Origin of the sequence: Mucilaginibacter sp. CAU 1740 (genome assembly GCF_039839285.1) — a bacterium.
Lineage (GTDB): Bacteria > Bacteroidota > Bacteroidia > Sphingobacteriales > Sphingobacteriaceae > Mucilaginibacter.
Genome location: NZ_JBDOQS010000018.1, coordinates 23770 through 39634 on the forward strand (window position 1 = coordinate 23770; position 15865 = coordinate 39634).

A 15865-nucleotide genomic window follows, 5' to 3' on the forward strand; every position below is an offset into this window, starting at 1 on the left:
ATGAAAACCATAAAGGGCACAATATTTATTTTGCTTTTACTGATAGCCCAACACGGGCATTGCCAAAACCTTGATAGGGCATTTTATCTTAAATTTGAAGCAATAGCAAACCAGGAAAAATCCGCTGCGCGGCTGTACCAACGAGCTGATAGCATCAAGAAAACCCGCGAACCTGTTAACAGTTCGATAAAACTTAACTACAACCGGGATGTAGGCTTTGGATATACCCAGCAATTAATAAGCGTAACCCTTAACGGCACTTACGATTACCATCTCATTTTGCTAACGCACAACGATACCGTATGCTTCAGTTCGGTAATGTATGGCAGAGTTGGGATTGCCATGTATTTAAAATACGATGAGGAAGCCAACATACGTCGAAATCATCCTAAGATAGATACAACAAGGGTTTTGCGATATCTAAAATTACGAAACTCGTTTTATGCATCAACAAAAACTATTACTGATCTCAAAAATGATTTAAACGCTCACGAACGATATAGTTTATACTGCGGTGATGCTGCTCCTGAATCGGAAGAGGCAAGGAGTATTGATAGCCTTGTAAAACGCAGGGACGTTGCAAAATTGCGGGCAATGCTTGTTAGTGTATGCAGTGAAACACAGGCTTATGCCCTTTATGGCTACAGACAGCTAAAAAGGCGCGGGCTCAAAATTTCCAAAACTGACCAGCGTATACTTACCTATCTGGCAAACCGAAAAACTTTTCTCAATGAATGCCGGGGATGCTTTGCTGGGATCTTTCCAACAAACGGCCCTATCAGGGATACCACATCCAACTAAAAAAACGTAACAGGCAACACCAACTCTATCCTATTTCTTCCTGTCCCACCAAAAAAGTCTTCATCCAAAAGCCTGCTATACCTGATGCCAAAGGTGATGCTATTCTGATTAAAGAATTTAGTATCAAAATATAAGGTACCGCCTGCCGATCTGAAATTTTGCTTAAAGCTACTGCCATCGGGAAAAAAGTTGGTGGCGTTGGCATGGGTATAATCAAAAAACAGGGCAGCCCGTAAACGCATAATGTAAAACAGGTTACCAAAGCCGGCATCAGGATACGCAAGGGGCAAATGATAAGTTAAACCTACCTTATTCATATTATCCAGGTTCTCCGCGGTATAACCCTTAGAGAAAGGAAAATCATTAGAGAAACTGATCACATTATCTTTCCCTTTTTGCTGATGCGCCAGACTGATCACAAAGTTGTGGTTCACAAACAATCCGGGGAAATAGAATGAGCCCGTTGTAAGCAACTGCGTAGCACCCGAACCCGAAATGGCCGATTTATATGTTACGCCGATGCTTTGAGCAAAACGTGGGTAGATATTTTTCTGAGCCTGCTGGCTTTGGTTGCTGAAGCTGATATAATTGTTCAGGTAGCTGTATGATCTATCAGCGAAGCTACTTTTATATGGGTTTTGAAAGTTGATACTGTTAAAATACAAATCGCTGCCAAAGGTTAAACCAGTTGAGTGTTTACCCTCGCTAAAGTTAAGCGGGACCCTTAAACCGCCATGCACAGCAGTTTCGTTCCAGTAAACGTACTGGCCTTTAAAAAACCTGCGCCTATCCAAGGTATAATCAGCGCCAGCCGAAATGTATGGGAACAGCGCACCGTAAATAGCATCAAAGCCGAATTGCTTATACCCTTCGTTGGTGTTATAATCAAACGAAAGTTCGGATTGGAAGGTGTTCAGTACGTTCTCGCCGGTGATAGCAAACGAATAATTAGGATCGCTGATATTGGGGATGATACTGTGAAAGTTAAACAGCCCATGCGCTTTAGAGTATTTAGTGATAGGCAATGGCTTATCAGTTACATTATCCAACATATGCGCTGCCGAATCTTTCTGCAAAGCGGTAATCCCTAAAGTTGGCAGGTAACGGGCGTATTGTTCGCCTGCGTCAATCCATTTCAACTCCTCTTTGCTGGCCTTGTTAATTTGGTAGCCATCGGCAGTAAAACCAACCCAAGCCATTGTCATTTGGTTATCGCTTACGGCAGGCTGATAGTAGCCAATGCCATTATCGTGCGCTGTAGGCAACATTTCAAAAACCTTTTTAGTATCGAGGTTCATCACAAATAGACGATCGTTTGTGCCATCGGTTTGGGTGTAATAAAGCGCTTTATTTTTCAGGTTGATAAAACCTATAGGGCGGTAGCTTAAGGTGGTTAAGTTTTCGGCTTTACCTGTACCGATATCAATCAAGGTAAGCGCCATTTTACCTGCACTGTTGCGAGTGGCCGAGATCAGTTTATCCTCCCCATAAAACTTTGGGTAGGTATAAAACAACTTATCCGGGTTTGGCACAACCTGCTTCACGTTACCCGCAGTATCTAAAATATGAAGCGTACTTGCGCCAGAAGGGTCAACTTGCACCGCTACTATCTTATCTGCATTGTTGTTAAAAGCCGGGGCAAAGTATTTAGCCTTGGATGTAATACGGTGCTCCTGCCCTGTTTTAATATCAAGCAGCATCAATTCGCTGTAGTTACGGTATCCCCAGCGCAGATCAGGACGATAGCTGGCATATATAACTTTACCCTGCTCATAATCAAAATAGGAATCGAGTGAACTGGAACGGGTGCTTATTTTAGTTTCCGTGTCGCCTTTTTTTAACACAAAGGCTGGTAAATTATCATAGGTATTTTTCATGTAGATGAGCGTGCTATCATCCACAAAGGCAGGATATTGGCGATTGGCATCGAAATGCCTTTTACGATCGGCAACCGACTGCTTATTATCCTCAATAAATTGCTGCTTAAAATGGTTGAACGCATCTGCAGAAAAATCCCTGAAGCTTTCGCCTGTATATTTTTTTACAGCCCATTGAAACGGATAAAACCCACCACGATACGCGGCCGCATCGTGCGTTATATTTTTCCAGACCTGGTCGCCATACTTTTCACGACCGTAGGCTACCATCATGTAACCAAGCGGGTAGTGATCGGGAATAAAATCGCGGTACGAGCCATTGCGCAGCTTCATGTAGCTGTATTTTTTATCGGCAGCCCATAAGGCGCGATAGCTGTTAAAAAAGTAAGGCAACCGTCCCCTGCCCTGTTCGCTCACCAGGGTTTCGTTAAATACCGCGTCGCCCTCAAAAAGCCAGTTTGGTATGGCCAGGTCATTGCCCAAGGCCTGCCCACCCTCGCCAAAAATAAAACTCAATACGCGGGAAAGGCCCACGTTGAAATTATTGTACTGCTGTACGTGCCTAAACTCGTGGATAGCCAATTGTTGCGGCCATGGTAAGCTACCCAGTTCAAAGCTATTTTGATCGGGCGTTAAGTAAAACTCACTTCTAAATGGTGCCAAACCAACATAGCCATTATTTATAGTGGTTTGATTTTGAAGCACCACGCTGATCTGCCTTTGCTTAAAGCCGATTGTAGGACGAACCCGATTATTCATCTGCCCGATGATATTAGCAACATTTAAGCCTACCGAATCAAGCCCAGCCGGAAATATTACACGGGCTGCGGGCGTATTCACCTGTCGCCATTTTATTGATGGCGGGTTGCCGCCAAATGTTTGGGCTTTTGATAGCGTGGCCGTGAGCAGCAACGCCGGGAGCATTAATTTTTTAAACGATAGGTAACCGGTAGACAGATGCTTCATTGAGGGTGAAAGTAAGCACAAATCGCCTTTTTAACAACGCCTAAAATGTTAATAAAAACGGGCAAAAAAAAACACCCGCCAAGGACTGACGGGTGCAACAACGTTAAAAAAGTGAAGGGTTTAGATAGGTTATATTTTTAATCGGGACTTCAGTTAAAGCCGAAGTCCGTTTCTGATTAATATATTGAACGATCTTTCCACAAAGTTTTTTTGCTATCGCGTAAGCTTCAGCACATATCAGATCCCCAATTATATAGCGTCTTTGTTTTAGTAGTTTTAATCAATGCCTAAATTTCGGCATAATAAAATCAACTCACAATCCGTGAAAACACGGTATTTACAAACCGTGTTTTCACGGTATCAATCTACATTAATGAATTTAAATTTCTATCAGCACAAGAAACTGCATTGGTCTCGCTAAAAAGTAACGAATAAAAAGCCTAGATGTAATTAAGGCAAAAAACGGGATGACTAATTCAAGTCAACCCGTCGGAAATTTAATTAATAGTAATAGTATGGTTGTTAACGTAACTTAAACCAATAAGTTGTAACCCGGAGGTAAAAATTAAGGGGAAAACACTCGCTGCCTTCCCCTACCTATTAATTAAAATTCCGTCACGAGGGACTGAACAAAATGAACTACAGCGAAAATCGCTTATTGTTTCAATTAATTTAATAATATTAAATAGCTTAAACCAAATTAACGATAATCTATAATCAGATTTAAAACAATTCTAATTAACTGACTTTCAACACCCTATAAATAGATTAAAATTCTCAATATAGAAAAAATATTAACTAACTCATTTAGTTTACTAATTAGAACGTTATAACAGCGACAGCCATATACATCTTATTCATTTTAATAAAATCAGCGCCACTGCGCCAAGTTTTTTTAAAAAATATTTTTCAATTCAAAAGTTAACTATTCGTTTTTGCGCGATTACGCTGTATGTATATCTGTTTGAAAAAACTATCACATTCAATTCCATGCGCTTCGCTTACACTATATTTTAATAATTTTATTATTTCGGGATTTTTCCTGCCGTTGGTTATCGGGCTTAGGAATATGTTTAACTATCCAAATCAAAGTATGCGCGATGGCAGCAGTCGCCTTGATGCCAAAATGAACAAAGGGTCTCATCACTTCCCAGGCATTGGTATGTTGAGACTGTGCCTGGCGATCGTTTTTTCCTATTCGTTTAATATGAGTTGCCATAGTTTTCATGCTTTATATTTATCGCATAAAAACCCTGCCAACAATAAAACAGCTTGACTAACCGAGGGATGTTTTCTTTTTTAGTTCGATCACGGTAACTTCCGGCCAAATGCCTAACCTGCCCGAAAACGCGAGGAAGCCAAAACCCCGGTTCACATACAGATATCTGTTTTTCTCATTGATCAGTCCAGCCCAATCAAGATAACGATATTGTACGGGACTCCACCTGAAACCGGCAGTTTCTACACCGAACTGCGCTCCATGAGTATGACCGGATAGGGTTAGATGGATGGTTGTAGGATTATAGCGTACCTGCTCTTCCCAATGGGTAGGATCGTGTGAAAGCAATATTTTAAAGGCATCTTCCGGTACTCCGCGCAAGGCTTTTTTCAGATCTCCTATCTGGATAAAACCTCGCCCCCAGTTTTGGATCCCTATCAATGAAATTTTCTGTCCTCCTTTTTCAAGGGTTACATTTTCATCTAACATTAAGTGATAGCCTAATTCTTTATGATGTTGTTTGAGCTTTTCCAGATTGGCTGCTTTTTCCTGCTCACTATCCCATTGAATGTAATCGCCATAATCGTGGTTGCCTAAAATGGAGAACTGACCGAATGGGGCTTTGATCTGCCCGAACCTATCTATGTAAGGCTCTATTTCGGAAGCAGCATTATTTACCAGGTCGCCGGTAAATACAAACAGGTCACTTTTTTGGGCTTTGGCAAGGTCTATACCGCGCTGCATGGCTTCTGTATTATCAAAACTTCCCGAGTGGATATCTGAAAGCTGGGTGATGGTAAAGCCGTCGAAGGCGTCGGGCAGGTCTTCAAAATATAAAGTAGTTCGATGTACTTTATAATCGTACTTGCCTTTAAACATGGCATAAAAAAATGATGTAAAGGGCACTGCTGCTAACAAAACCGCTATCTCGCTAATAAACTTTCGCCTGCCAGGGAAAGCGGATGCGCCATTGCTTTTTTCTGAACGGCCGATGAGGTTAAACAAACCGATAAAAAACCTGGTTATATCTCCCAAAAACAGCACTAAAACAAATACAACTTTGGTAACCACGAAAGTAAGGAACAAGCTCAAGGTCCACTCATGAAATGGGCGCATCCCCTTAGCGGTACTAAATGCTCCTAATCCAATTATGAACGTAACGGTTATCCCCACCGCGATAAGCAGATATCCCCATAAAACAACATTGCGCCACAGGTTTGACGACCAATCGGCAGTTAAAGTTTTCAGCCCCGAATGTACATACCAATCAAGCAGTAAACTTATTGCCGAAGCGATGAGAAAAACCTTAAAAAAGCCACCGTTATGCATATTGAATTGTATAAGCCTGCAATTTAATGAAGTAGGTGTTATGTAGTAGGCATCCGGAGGTAATTTTTCAATTAATAGCCGCAGAGTTTACTCACCCGGTCTACGCTTCGCTGGACCACCCTCTCTGCGCTGCGCGCAAAGAGGGTTAAGAAAAGTTTCAAAAAAACAAACACAAATATTCTTCCCCCTCTTTGCACGCAGCGCAGAGAGGGTGACAAGCGCAGCGATGTCGGGGTGAGTAAATGCGCGTGCTGCTTTTGTAAAATTATGATCTCAATCAGCCATACCTTACAAGTATTATCTACTTTTAGCCATTCACCTCAAATCAACCTAAAAAAATGAAATTAAAATACCTGCTTTTATCGGCAAGTCTGCTAACCACGCTTAGTGCCATCGCCCAAAAGCAAACCAAAACAGATACCGTTTTCTTTGAAGATTTCAGCAAACCGGCCCTCGACAGAAGCAAATGGAACGTTGAAATAACCGGCCATACCGTGAATGATGAACAGCAAGCTTATGTTGATTCAGCAGCGACAATTTATATGGTTGATGGCAAAGCAGAAGGTGCCGTAAACGGAGCATTGGTGTTAAAAGCTTTATATCAACCCGGCTTTACCAGCAAAGAACAACGGAAATATGATTTTATATCCGGCCGTATCAATACCCGTGCTAAAATGGAGTTTACTTACGGCAGCGCCTCGGCCAGGATGAAAATGGCTGCCGGTGCCGGATTATGGCCTGCGTTTTGGGCATTAGGCAACGGCAAATGGCCCGATTGCGGCGAGATAGATATTATGGAAACCGTAGGCGATTCGAGCTGGGTGAGCCATGCATTGCACGGCCCCAATTATTTCGGGAATACCCCATTGGCAAAACGGGTATCTTTCCCTGCAGGTATTGATGTTACGCAATGGCATGTTTACACGGTTGATTGGTCGCGAGAGAGCCTTGTTTTTAAGGTTGATGGCAAAGTTACCTATACCGTTACCAAAGCTATGGTTGAAAAATATGGGCGCTGGGCTTTTGATAACAAAAAGTTCATCATCCTCAATTTCGCTTTAGGCGGAGGCTACCCTGGTGGAGTAAATAAAGTTACCAAACCATACCATGGGCTATCCGAAAGTACGGTGAATAAAATAAAAGCCGGGGATGCTAAAACCTATGTAGATTGGGTATTGGTAACTAAAACCGGGAATTAATATTGTTTACAACATTTGTAAAATAAAGGTTATTTAAATTTTACTTTCATAAAACACAAGTCAATTTTTATTGCCATATTTTTGAATTATCAATAAAACATCATCTACCCATGGCAATATTAACCGTTCAAATCCCCGATACGGAGATCCTCACGCTATCCAGCATAGTTGAGCAAATCTCAGGTACTATTATTAAAGTAACATCCGAAGACGACATACATGCAGGCGATTGCATTGTACATAAAGACGATATCTATATAAGAACTAAACTGGACGGCAATTTCACACACCGCCACCTCTGGAACGATTAAGCTTCAGGTAAATAGATCCGGTTTAAATCGCCATAAACAAAACAGGCCATGCTTTATCAGCATGGCCTATTTTGTTTATGGTATGTGTATTTAGTTTTGGATAATTACACGTTCGTGTACGCGAACTCTTTCTTCGTGGCGATGCCTGCGGCGCTCGCGGTATTCGGTAGAACAGCTTGTAAAGCCCATGGCTGCTAAAACCAGCAAAGCAATTGAGCGTGAAACGGTGGTTTTCATAACAAATAATTTATGTTTTAAATAGATATATAAAACACATTATTCATTTATCATGCCGAAACCATGTATCAACCAAGCAGTAATATCAATGTTACATTTATAAATATTTAATCAATAAAAGCGAAACATAACAAAGCTATCTAACGTTTAGCTATTATATTGTTTATCCAAACTAATAATAAACCTATCACTAAAAAAGCAATAAGCATAAAGCCCGAATTAATAATAACCTGCTGTATCCCAAATTTATCAATATCCATAAAAGGGTAAGGATACAAATGGCTTATAGCACCACGTATAAAAATATAAACTGAATAAATAAATGGCACCCATAACCAGTTTAAAGCCTGTTTCCATTTTAATACGGTTTTTGGTGCAAACAATAGCCAGCAAATAACAAACAACAACGGATCTACAGAGTGTAGCAGTTCGTCGGCCAGTTTAAATAATCCAACCGGTTGCCAAAGTTGCCGTAAAACCAGGTTATAGGTTAAACCAACAATGGTAATATAAAGTGTTATGCCGGCAAACACATGACTTTGCAAAAAGTAAACAGCCCCATTACTTTTTGGCTTTAACACAATAACACTCAAGCTAATGGCTGCGAGTAAGTTTATTAAAATAGTAAAATAACTAAAAAGCAAAACTAAAGTACCGCCAAGGCTTCGGCCTTGTGCAAGGTGTACCGGGATGGCAATGGCTATTTGCAATATTAAAGCAAACCATATAATACTAACAGTAGAGATTAGCAATAATAGCTTAAGCTTAGCCGTAATATTGTTTGATTGATGTTTATTCATAAGTGTAGATAGGTTATTGCTTTTAAAGCTAATATAAAATACACTAAAAATGCAAGTATTATAAACGGCATGAATAAACCACTAATTATAAGGCAACTGAATTTATTAATGTAACGTAAATTGAGTTATGAGGGGATATGTAAATGTACCACGATCCATTTACTGCAGAACTTGCAAAATCTGCGGTGCCCGCCCTGTGATTGCTTTGGCAGATGATATGGGGTATGTAATTAAATGCCCCAATAGCGAGAGCCATTACAAAACCCGCGCGGGATTAATTGACATAAGCGATTGGAACGATCACAACAATGAGTACGATTGCAGTACGCATGGCAAAGCTGATATGGCATTTCATTAAGCCTTTTGTGTAATTTATTTGTTTGTTAGCGTAAACGGCTATTTTAAACCTATATATTTAGGCTATTAAAACAACCAATTATACATGAAAACCTTTTTATTAATGCTGATGGCCTGTGGCATAATGCCACTGGTAAGCCACGCACAAACCGGAACAGACCTTGTACCCGTAGTTGATCATATTGCCATCACCACCAGCAACCTTAAAAAAAGCACCGAATTTTATACCAAAGTATTACACCTGAAAAAGGTGGATAACCCCTTTGCCGATACCGTACACCAATGGTACAGCCTTGGCAACAATGTTAAACTGCATGTAATACAAGCTGAGCGGAACGAAAAACAAGTTAAGGGCGTACACCTTTGCTTCACTGTTTCATCTGTAAAAGAATTTGCTAAAAACCTGGAAGCTATGAATATCCCGTACGGTAATTGGAAAGGTGATAGCAAAGAGCCTACTTTTAGGGGCGATGGTGTGTTGCAATTATATTTTCAGGATCCGGATGGGTATTGGATTGAAATAAACAGCCCGGCTAAAAAATAGCCAGGCCGCTAAACAATCAAAAACTAAAAAATTTGGGTGGGGCTTGAAACGCCTGCCTAAAAATCAATCGTCATGCTGAACTTGTTTCACTGTTGTCCGGGGAACTTTCGTTTCCTATCTAAAAACCTTTTTTAAGGCCTCAAAAAGGCCTTTTTTTATGCTGTTTTAAATGCAAGCCCCCTGTGTTTTTAAATTATTGAATCTCTTTTTAAAATCCGGCTGTCCGGTAAAAATTTAATCGAAACTAAGCTTTTCCTGCGGTTAGACCGTTTATGGTTGCGTTGTAGTGTTTCAAAAAGTTTTTAGTGTATAATATCGCAGCTATTTCGATACCGGCTGTCCGGTAAAACTTTTTGAAAAATCTTTCCCCGGACAACAGTGAAATAAATTCAGCATGACGATTTTTTATCAGTTTGTTTAATACTCCAACTCCTGGCACCGGATACCGGCTTTTTGCAGCAAGCTTTCAATGTAACGGGGCGAAACATCGCTGGCTTCGATGCGTAAAATGTTATCGCAATCGTCCAGATCAAAGTTCCATTGGGCTATAGCGGGTTCTTTGGTTAGTAAATTTTGAACCCGGCTCACCTGCCGTTTTTGGGTTACGCTTGTTGCAAATACCAGCACATCCATATTATGTTATTTTTCGGGGTAAGTAATTAGCTGAAAACTTAAGGCGGACAGCAAAAAGCTATTTATTCTTCGGCCTTTTTTTCTTCGTTTACAGGGCCGTTTCTGAAATCGTCCCAATCGCGACCGAACCTGCCTGCACCACGGCCTTTCCATCCGCACATGCGATCTTCCCATTGGGCACGGAATTTTTCACGATCTTCCGGGCTCATGTTTTTAAAACGCTCGGCCATACGGCCTCGCATCCATGGGGCACCACCTCCGCCGCCTTTAGGGCCTCCTTTACCAAAGCCAAACAGCAATTTGCACAAAACAAATATGCCCATGGCCTGCCAGTAAGTAATGGTGGTAACGTGTAATATATCGGGTAGTAAGCAGTTCCAAAGCTGCATCACAGCAAAGCTGACCACAGCAAGGCAGGCAATTATCCCAAGTGGGATAAAAATGAATCGCCTTTTATAAAAAAATGGTTTCATGTTATATAATGTCTTAATTTTTTAATATTCTGAAATTTCGAGGTAGAGTTGGGCAAGCCTTTTACGCAGGTGTAGTACCGCGTAGCGCTTACGCGATACCAGTGTGTTTGTATTTACACCGGTACGTTTGGCAATTTCTTCGAAGGGGATATCTTCCAGTTCATGCCAAATAAATACTTGCTTTTGTTCGTCGGGTAACTCATCCAGCGCAAAAAATAACTGCTCCCAAAAAAGGTTGCGCAAATACTCGGTTTCGGGAGTAGTGGCTTCGGTGAGGAGTATGGCTTTAAAGTCCGGTGCTTCATCGTCATAATCTTCACTATCGCCCAGCATATCATCAATCAGGGTTTCCTTCTTTTTTTTATGCTTGTCAGTTATTTTATTCCGGGCCACCCGGTATAGCCAGGCGCTGGTTTGTTCAATCGGTTCAGAGTTGATAACGGCGCTAAACTGGTACCAAACATCCTGTAGTATATCTTCGGCGTCGGCATCGTTTTTTACCCTCCGGCGAATAAATCCCAACAGGCTTTTACCATACGCAGCAATAGTTTGTATGATGTGGCTGTTTTTGTCCTGGGGCATTATCGCTGTTGTCAATTTCTTATCCGTTTAAAGATAAAGACGATTATGGTTTTAAAACATTTTAATTTTTTTTAAAAAATTTCTATCAGCCTGAAAAAAGCCATCCTTCACTATAGATACCAATATCATTAGTTGAAAAACAATAGTCAACCAAAACGATGTTTAAACACCATAAATACACTTTTGTCGAATTAAATTCATTTTAAATAAAAATACTTGAATTTAATTCATTTAATATCGAATATTACTGTATGATCAACGAGCAAGAAATCATTTTAGATAAAACCGACCTGCACATCCTCCGCCTAATGCAGGAAAACGCCCGGATCTCCAATGCCGACCTGGCCCGCGAGCTTGGCATGGCACCCTCCGGCATATTGGAGCGCGTAAAAAAACTGGAACAAAAAAACGTGATCCAACAATATACCACCCGCATAAACCCGGTGGCCCTGCAACAAAAATTGGTGGCCTTTATTTTTATGAAAGCTGCCGATGGCCCCGGAAGCGAAGCAACATCCCGCGAACTGGCTAAAATACCGGAAGTGCAGGAGGTACATTGTATTGCCGGCGACGACTGCTATCTTGTTAAGGTACGTACTTACGATTCGGCATCACTCATGAGCCTGATCCGTACCTATTTCAGCAAGATCCCCAATATTTTGAGCACCCGCACCACCATAGTGCTCGAAACCGTGAAAGAACAACAACAATTGGTTATACCCGAAAAATAATTACATCATGACACCTGCCGTAAAAAAATCCGCATCCCCCTTATTGGTTGTTTTAGCCTTCGCTACTGTTTATATTGTATGGGGCTCCACCTACTTTTTTATTAAGATAGCCGTGGCCGGTTTTCCACCACTGCTATTAGGCGCGCTCCGCTTTTTTACGGCAGGGCTGCTATTAATGATCTGGTGTGCTATTAAGGGCGAAAAGATCTTCGTGCCGCGAAACATACTGCACGCAGCGGTAAGCGGATTTTTATTGTTGGTAATAGGTAATGGAGTAGTGATTTGGGTAGAACAAACTTTGCCAAGTGCTATGGTGGCTATTATGGTGACCTCGCCGCCAATTTGGTTTGTGCTATTAGATAAACCAAACTGGGGAACCAACTTCAGAAGTAAAAGCACTATTGCCGGTTTATTAATTGGTTTTGTAGGCGTGATACTCCTTTTTAGCGAACAGATTGAAAGCATGGTCGGAACATCCGCCGGTCCATCAAAATTAGCGGGGATGCTACTATTGGTTTTCGGAACATTGGGCTGGGCGTCGGGTTCGCTGTATTCAAAGCATTATAATAACAAAGGATCCGGAACCGTAAACACAGCCTGGCAAATGCTCGCTGCCGGGGCATTCTTTATTCCCGCAAGCTTTTTAACTAACGAAACGCAAGCTGTTCATTGGGATGCTATACCTGCTCAAAGCTGGTATGCTTTAGCCTATTTGATAGTATTTGGATCGATAGCCGCGTTTAGTGCTTATGTGTGGTTATTGCAGGTTAGGTCGGCTACACAGGTGGGTACTTATGCATATGTTAACCCGGTGATTGCGGTGTTGCTTGGGGTAATTTTTGCGGGGGAGCACGTTAGTTTGATACAGGTAGTGGGCTTGTTTGTGATTTTGGGAAGTGTATTGCTGATCAATCTTTCAAAGTATAGAAAGGCGAAGGAAGTTGATGAGAAGGTGGCAGTGGCTGAATAAGATTTCTCTTAACCCGTAATATTAAAAAAAGCTGTTCGAAGTCTCCGACTTCGAATTGACTAAGCCTGGAGTTTGTAACTCCAGGCTTAGTTATCATTTTCTTTTTGCTTTAGGGAGTTGCAAACTCCACGCATAGTCGTCCGAAGTCAGAGACTTCGGACAGCGATTTATTCTATTTCCATAGATTTTCGACATCAATCTTCACTCCCTTACCGTTTTTAATATCTTCCCTACTCCGCAATATTTTATTAACAAATTCCGGGTTATATGATGGCCTATCTCGTTCCTCTTCAGCTTCGACATTGTCAGCAGAGATTGATGAGATAACAAATGAATTTTCGGCTTGCAATTTTGTTTTTCTCATTTTCCTCAATTCTCCCACTTCCCAAACTCAAAATACTTGCTGATGCTGATACTGATCTTACTCCCCACCGGGTATTTCTTTCTATCGTGATTAAGCACCCTTAAAGTGATGCCTTCTTTCTCAACAATCAATTCCTCAAAAAAACCTTTAAACAATACCATTTTCACCAGCCATTTACTGCCGAGTGTGCTGATCTTCACATGCTCGGCATAAATAACTACTACACTGCGCTTACTTTTTATACCGCAGGTTTTTGCCTGCGCCGATGTTAAGCGGGTGCAGCTGGCCAATATCTGCGCAGTGTACATTAGTTTGGGCGAGTGGTAAAGTTCTTCGGGGCTTCCGTTCTCCACTATCTCTCCTTCTTTCAACACGATCAACTCATCGGCCATTGATAAGATCTCGGCCGGATCGTGCGATACCAGGACTACCGTTACGCCCCATGTTTGTACTATATATCGGATATCATGCTGCAACCCTTCGCGGTAAGTAGCATCTACCTGGTTAAAAGGCTCATCTAACAGTAATACCTCGGGGCGACTTATTAACGCTTTGGCAATGGTTACACGCTGCTTTTCACCACCGCTTAGTTTACCAAATGGCATTTCCCGCAAATCGTAAATATTGAGCAGATGTAAAGCCTCGGTAACCCGTTGTATGGATTGGCTTTGATCTTCGGGAGATAGGCCTTCGTTTATGGTATCCCATACCGAAGTTCGCGGATCAAGATCGGTATTGTGTTGCGCCACCATACGCATAGCTTTATGCGCGTGCTGAATGCCTTTGTCTCTACTTAAAACCCTTTCCTCCTTGAAAAACACATCACCATGATCAGGTTCCAACGTGCCGTACATCAGGTTGAGCAAAGTAGTTTTCCCGCTACCGCTTTCGCCCACTATAGCCGTTATTTTACTTTTGGGAATAAATATGGTGATGTTATTAACGCCTGAAGATTTATCGCCAAAAAAGTTTTTGGTGACGGAGATGGTTTCCAATATCAGGTCGTCAGTCATGCAGTGTTATTTAATTATAGAGGCTACTAAGCGTTATTTCTAATTTCCGTTAGGGACTTCTAATCTATAAAAAAGTTAAAAGCAAAAAAATTTAATCTACCAACACACTAATTAACATCCTCAAAAAACAATTGCGCTTAAACTTTATTAATGTTAGTAAACCAATACAACCTGCCATGAACAAGCTTTTAGGGATAATATTAATTATAGTAGGCGCAGTTATGCTCATCTGGACCGGCTTCACCTACACTAAAAAGGAAAAGATCATTGATGCCGGCCCAATCCAGGTATCGGCCGATAGAGAAAAAAGCGTTAACTGGCCACCTTATTTAGGCGGCGTGCTGGTTTTAGGTGGCATAGTGATAGTTGCTACTTCAAAAAAATAACGGCGCTATTTATCATCAACAGCTTTTAGCACGCTGATATCTTTACCGGCTAATAGCTGCTGATAATTGATTAACTGAAATTTCTTATTGATCATAGCTGCAAACTCGGGCGAGAGCAAGGCGTTTAGCTCGGTTTGGCGGTGGATACTGGTTAGCGGCTTGCCATCTTTCGAGTTCATCATGTTGCTGTTCATATCTACCAGCACATCCATTTCGGGGCTTGGCGTAGCGGTATGCAACACCATCAAGTTAGGTTTATCAGGATTTAATTTGCTGATGTAATTTAAAAACGCATCCTTTTTAGTGGCTATAGGTTCGCCCCACATTTCTTTATAAGTTTCGCCAAAGTAGGTTACGCTGCTTAGGGGTGATATAGCCAGATGATATTTATGGGCAAGCTTTTCGGTAAGCGCGCGCAATTCGGGGGTTGAAAGCATAATACCCATATGCGGATCGATATACGTTATCTTCAATCCCGACCCTATCGCCCTTTCAATTTGTGCCGATAGTTCGGTTTCTATTTCGCTTACTTTATAAGCGTTTTTGCCGAATGCCCTGGTTGACTGTGGGAAGTAACCGTTCGAATCTACCAGGCTTGGCACCGCAGTGCGACCAGTAACCGGGCCCCAGCGATAGTTTTTCCATTCGGAGGTTAGGGTTAAATGTACGCCTACACTAACATTTGGATATTGCTTTAAGATCTCTACAGCTTCCTGGTACCAGGGGCAGGCAAATTGTACAGATGCTGAAAGTGGCATGCCCGTCTTCGCTGCTTTTAACATCGCCATATTAACAGAATGGTTCATGCCGATATCATCAAGCCTGATCAGTAATTTGGGTAAGTTGTTGTTTTGCTGAGCCGATAACTTGCCTGCACAAGCTATCATTATCAAGATAATAAAATGTGCGAATATCTTTCTCATGGCATTTATATATAGGATAAACCGTTTTAGTTACTTAAAACAGCTAAATTTGGCGTTTATATGGTCAGTTTTTTTCAATCGTAAATATCTTATAATGAGCGCTAATAAGGATATAAAAAGTAAACATCACAGCATATTGTTACATAATGT

General features: G+C 41.4%; 17 protein-coding genes. 7 read left to right on the forward strand and 10 right to left on the reverse strand.

The features are described from left to right. On the forward strand, positions 1–801 hold the full coding sequence (locus AAFN85_RS29020) for a hypothetical protein (RefSeq protein ID WP_347531472.1): 801 nt from the start codon (positions 1–3) through the stop codon (positions 799–801). On the opposite strand, the gene AAFN85_RS29025 is transcribed toward AAFN85_RS29020, so the two are convergent. The 3 genes from AAFN85_RS29025 to AAFN85_RS29035 form a co-directional block, all read right to left on the reverse strand. After that, positions 798–3644, reverse strand: a complete 2847-nt coding sequence (locus AAFN85_RS29025; RefSeq protein WP_347531473.1) for a hypothetical protein — start codon at positions 3642–3644, stop codon at positions 798–800. The genes AAFN85_RS29020 and AAFN85_RS29025 overlap by 4 nt on opposite strands. Positions 3645–4650: 1006 nt before the next feature. Further along, complete coding sequence (locus AAFN85_RS29030; RefSeq protein ID WP_347531474.1) at positions 4651–4872, reverse strand: hypothetical protein; 222 nt, start codon at positions 4870–4872, stop codon at positions 4651–4653. 48 nt (positions 4873–4920) lie between these two features. After that, positions 4921–6192 carry a metallophosphoesterase gene (locus AAFN85_RS29035; RefSeq protein WP_347531475.1) on the reverse strand — a complete coding sequence of 424 codons (1272 nt, stop codon included), beginning with the start codon at positions 6190–6192 and terminating at the stop codon, positions 4921–4923. Between the two features lie 338 nt (positions 6193–6530). Between AAFN85_RS29035 and AAFN85_RS29040 the strand changes: the two genes are divergently transcribed. Beyond that, the gene (locus AAFN85_RS29040; protein WP_347531476.1) at positions 6531–7391 is read left to right on the forward strand and encodes a glycoside hydrolase family 16 protein; all 861 of its coding nucleotides are present in this window, start codon (positions 6531–6533) and stop codon (positions 7389–7391) included. A gap of 110 nt (positions 7392–7501) precedes the next feature. After that, positions 7502–7702, forward strand: coding sequence for a hypothetical protein (locus AAFN85_RS29045; RefSeq protein WP_347531477.1), 201 nt, complete (start codon positions 7502–7504; stop codon positions 7700–7702). Between the two features lie 90 nt (positions 7703–7792). Here AAFN85_RS29045 and AAFN85_RS29050 read toward each other — a convergent pair whose 3' ends face one another. Continuing rightward, a complete protein-coding gene (locus AAFN85_RS29050) occupies positions 7793–7939 on the reverse strand; it encodes a hypothetical protein (protein ID WP_347531478.1) in 147 nt (48 codons plus the stop codon). 140 nt (positions 7940–8079) lie between these two features. Then, positions 8080–8739, reverse strand: coding sequence for a Pr6Pr family membrane protein (locus AAFN85_RS29055; protein ID WP_347531479.1), 660 nt, complete (start codon positions 8737–8739; stop codon positions 8080–8082). 442 nt (positions 8740–9181) lie between these two features. Here AAFN85_RS29055 and AAFN85_RS29060 point away from each other — a divergent pair, with 442 nt between their 5' ends. Beyond that, complete coding sequence (locus tag AAFN85_RS29060) at positions 9182–9640, forward strand: VOC family protein (protein WP_347531480.1); 459 nt, start codon at positions 9182–9184, stop codon at positions 9638–9640. A 417-nt stretch (positions 9641–10057) separates the two neighbouring features. Here AAFN85_RS29060 and AAFN85_RS29065 read toward each other — a convergent pair whose 3' ends face one another. From AAFN85_RS29065 to AAFN85_RS29075, 3 genes are all read right to left on the reverse strand, one after another. Next, on the reverse strand, positions 10058–10273 hold the full coding sequence (locus AAFN85_RS29065; protein WP_347531481.1) for a hypothetical protein: 216 nt from the start codon (positions 10271–10273) through the stop codon (positions 10058–10060). A 62-nt stretch (positions 10274–10335) separates the two neighbouring features. Next, positions 10336–10746, reverse strand: a complete 411-nt coding sequence (locus AAFN85_RS29070; protein WP_347531482.1) for a hypothetical protein — start codon at positions 10744–10746, stop codon at positions 10336–10338. A 21-nt stretch (positions 10747–10767) separates the two neighbouring features. Beyond that, a complete protein-coding gene (locus AAFN85_RS29075) occupies positions 10768–11328 on the reverse strand; it encodes an RNA polymerase sigma factor (protein WP_347531483.1) in 561 nt (186 codons plus the stop codon). A gap of 251 nt (positions 11329–11579) precedes the next feature. Here AAFN85_RS29075 and AAFN85_RS29080 point away from each other — a divergent pair, with 251 nt between their 5' ends. Together AAFN85_RS29080 and AAFN85_RS29085 are read left to right on the forward strand one after the other, a co-directional pair. Then, positions 11580–12059, forward strand: a complete 480-nt coding sequence (locus AAFN85_RS29080) for an Lrp/AsnC family transcriptional regulator (RefSeq protein ID WP_347531484.1) — start codon at positions 11580–11582, stop codon at positions 12057–12059. 7 nt (positions 12060–12066) lie between these two features. After that, positions 12067–13029, forward strand: coding sequence for an EamA family transporter (locus AAFN85_RS29085; RefSeq protein ID WP_347531485.1), 963 nt, complete (start codon positions 12067–12069; stop codon positions 13027–13029). Between the two features lie 369 nt (positions 13030–13398). Here the strand turns inward: AAFN85_RS29085 and AAFN85_RS29090 are convergent, their stop codons facing one another. Continuing rightward, positions 13399–14406, reverse strand: a complete 1008-nt coding sequence (locus AAFN85_RS29090) for an ABC transporter ATP-binding protein (protein ID WP_347531486.1) — start codon at positions 14404–14406, stop codon at positions 13399–13401. A 176-nt stretch (positions 14407–14582) separates the two neighbouring features. On the opposite strand from AAFN85_RS29090, the gene AAFN85_RS29095 reads away from it, so the two are divergent. Then, positions 14583–14792, forward strand: a complete 210-nt coding sequence (locus tag AAFN85_RS29095) for a hypothetical protein (protein ID WP_347531487.1) — start codon at positions 14583–14585, stop codon at positions 14790–14792. A gap of 5 nt (positions 14793–14797) precedes the next feature. On the opposite strand, the gene AAFN85_RS29100 is transcribed toward AAFN85_RS29095, so the two are convergent. Next, positions 14798–15715: a ChbG/HpnK family deacetylase gene (locus tag AAFN85_RS29100; RefSeq protein ID WP_347531488.1), complete on the reverse strand. Its 918-nt coding sequence runs from the start codon at positions 15713–15715 to the stop codon at positions 14798–14800. Between the last annotated feature and the right edge of the window lie 150 nt (positions 15716–15865).

Bases quoted from the DNA above. Each gene is read 5' to 3' on its own strand.
- AAFN85_RS29065 (WP_347531481.1), bottom strand. From the start codon at position 10,273: ATGGATGTGCTGGTATTTGCAACAAGCGTAACCCAAAAACGGCAGGTG.
- AAFN85_RS29075 (WP_347531483.1), bottom strand. From the start codon at position 11,328: ATGCCCCAGGACAAAAACAGCCACATCATACAAACTATTGCTGCGTAT.
- AAFN85_RS29100 (WP_347531488.1), bottom strand. From the start codon at position 15,715: ATGAGAAAGATATTCGCACATTTTATTATCTTGATAATGATAGCTTGT.
- AAFN85_RS29080 (WP_347531484.1), top strand. From the start codon at position 11,580: ATGATCAACGAGCAAGAAATCATTTTAGATAAAACCGACCTGCACATC.
- AAFN85_RS29085 (WP_347531485.1), top strand. From the start codon at position 12,067: ATGACACCTGCCGTAAAAAAATCCGCATCCCCCTTATTGGTTGTTTTA.
- AAFN85_RS29070 (WP_347531482.1), bottom strand. From the start codon at position 10,746: ATGAAACCATTTTTTTATAAAAGGCGATTCATTTTTATCCCACTTGGG.
- AAFN85_RS29095 (WP_347531487.1), top strand. From the start codon at position 14,583: ATGAACAAGCTTTTAGGGATAATATTAATTATAGTAGGCGCAGTTATG.
- AAFN85_RS29035 (WP_347531475.1), bottom strand. From the start codon at position 6,192: ATGCATAACGGTGGCTTTTTTAAGGTTTTTCTCATCGCTTCGGCAATA.
- AAFN85_RS29045 (WP_347531477.1), top strand. From the start codon at position 7,502: ATGGCAATATTAACCGTTCAAATCCCCGATACGGAGATCCTCACGCTA.
- AAFN85_RS29055 (WP_347531479.1), bottom strand. From the start codon at position 8,739: ATGAATAAACATCAATCAAACAATATTACGGCTAAGCTTAAGCTATTA.
- AAFN85_RS29040 (WP_347531476.1), top strand. From the start codon at position 6,531: ATGAAATTAAAATACCTGCTTTTATCGGCAAGTCTGCTAACCACGCTT.
- AAFN85_RS29025 (WP_347531473.1), bottom strand. From the start codon at position 3,644: ATGAAGCATCTGTCTACCGGTTACCTATCGTTTAAAAAATTAATGCTC.
- AAFN85_RS29090 (WP_347531486.1), bottom strand. From the start codon at position 14,406: ATGACTGACGACCTGATATTGGAAACCATCTCCGTCACCAAAAACTTT.
- AAFN85_RS29050 (WP_347531478.1), bottom strand. From the start codon at position 7,939: ATGAAAACCACCGTTTCACGCTCAATTGCTTTGCTGGTTTTAGCAGCC.
- AAFN85_RS29030 (WP_347531474.1), bottom strand. From the start codon at position 4,872: ATGAAAACTATGGCAACTCATATTAAACGAATAGGAAAAAACGATCGC.
- AAFN85_RS29060 (WP_347531480.1), top strand. From the start codon at position 9,182: ATGAAAACCTTTTTATTAATGCTGATGGCCTGTGGCATAATGCCACTG.
- AAFN85_RS29020 (WP_347531472.1), top strand. From the start codon at position 1: ATGAAAACCATAAAGGGCACAATATTTATTTTGCTTTTACTGATAGCC.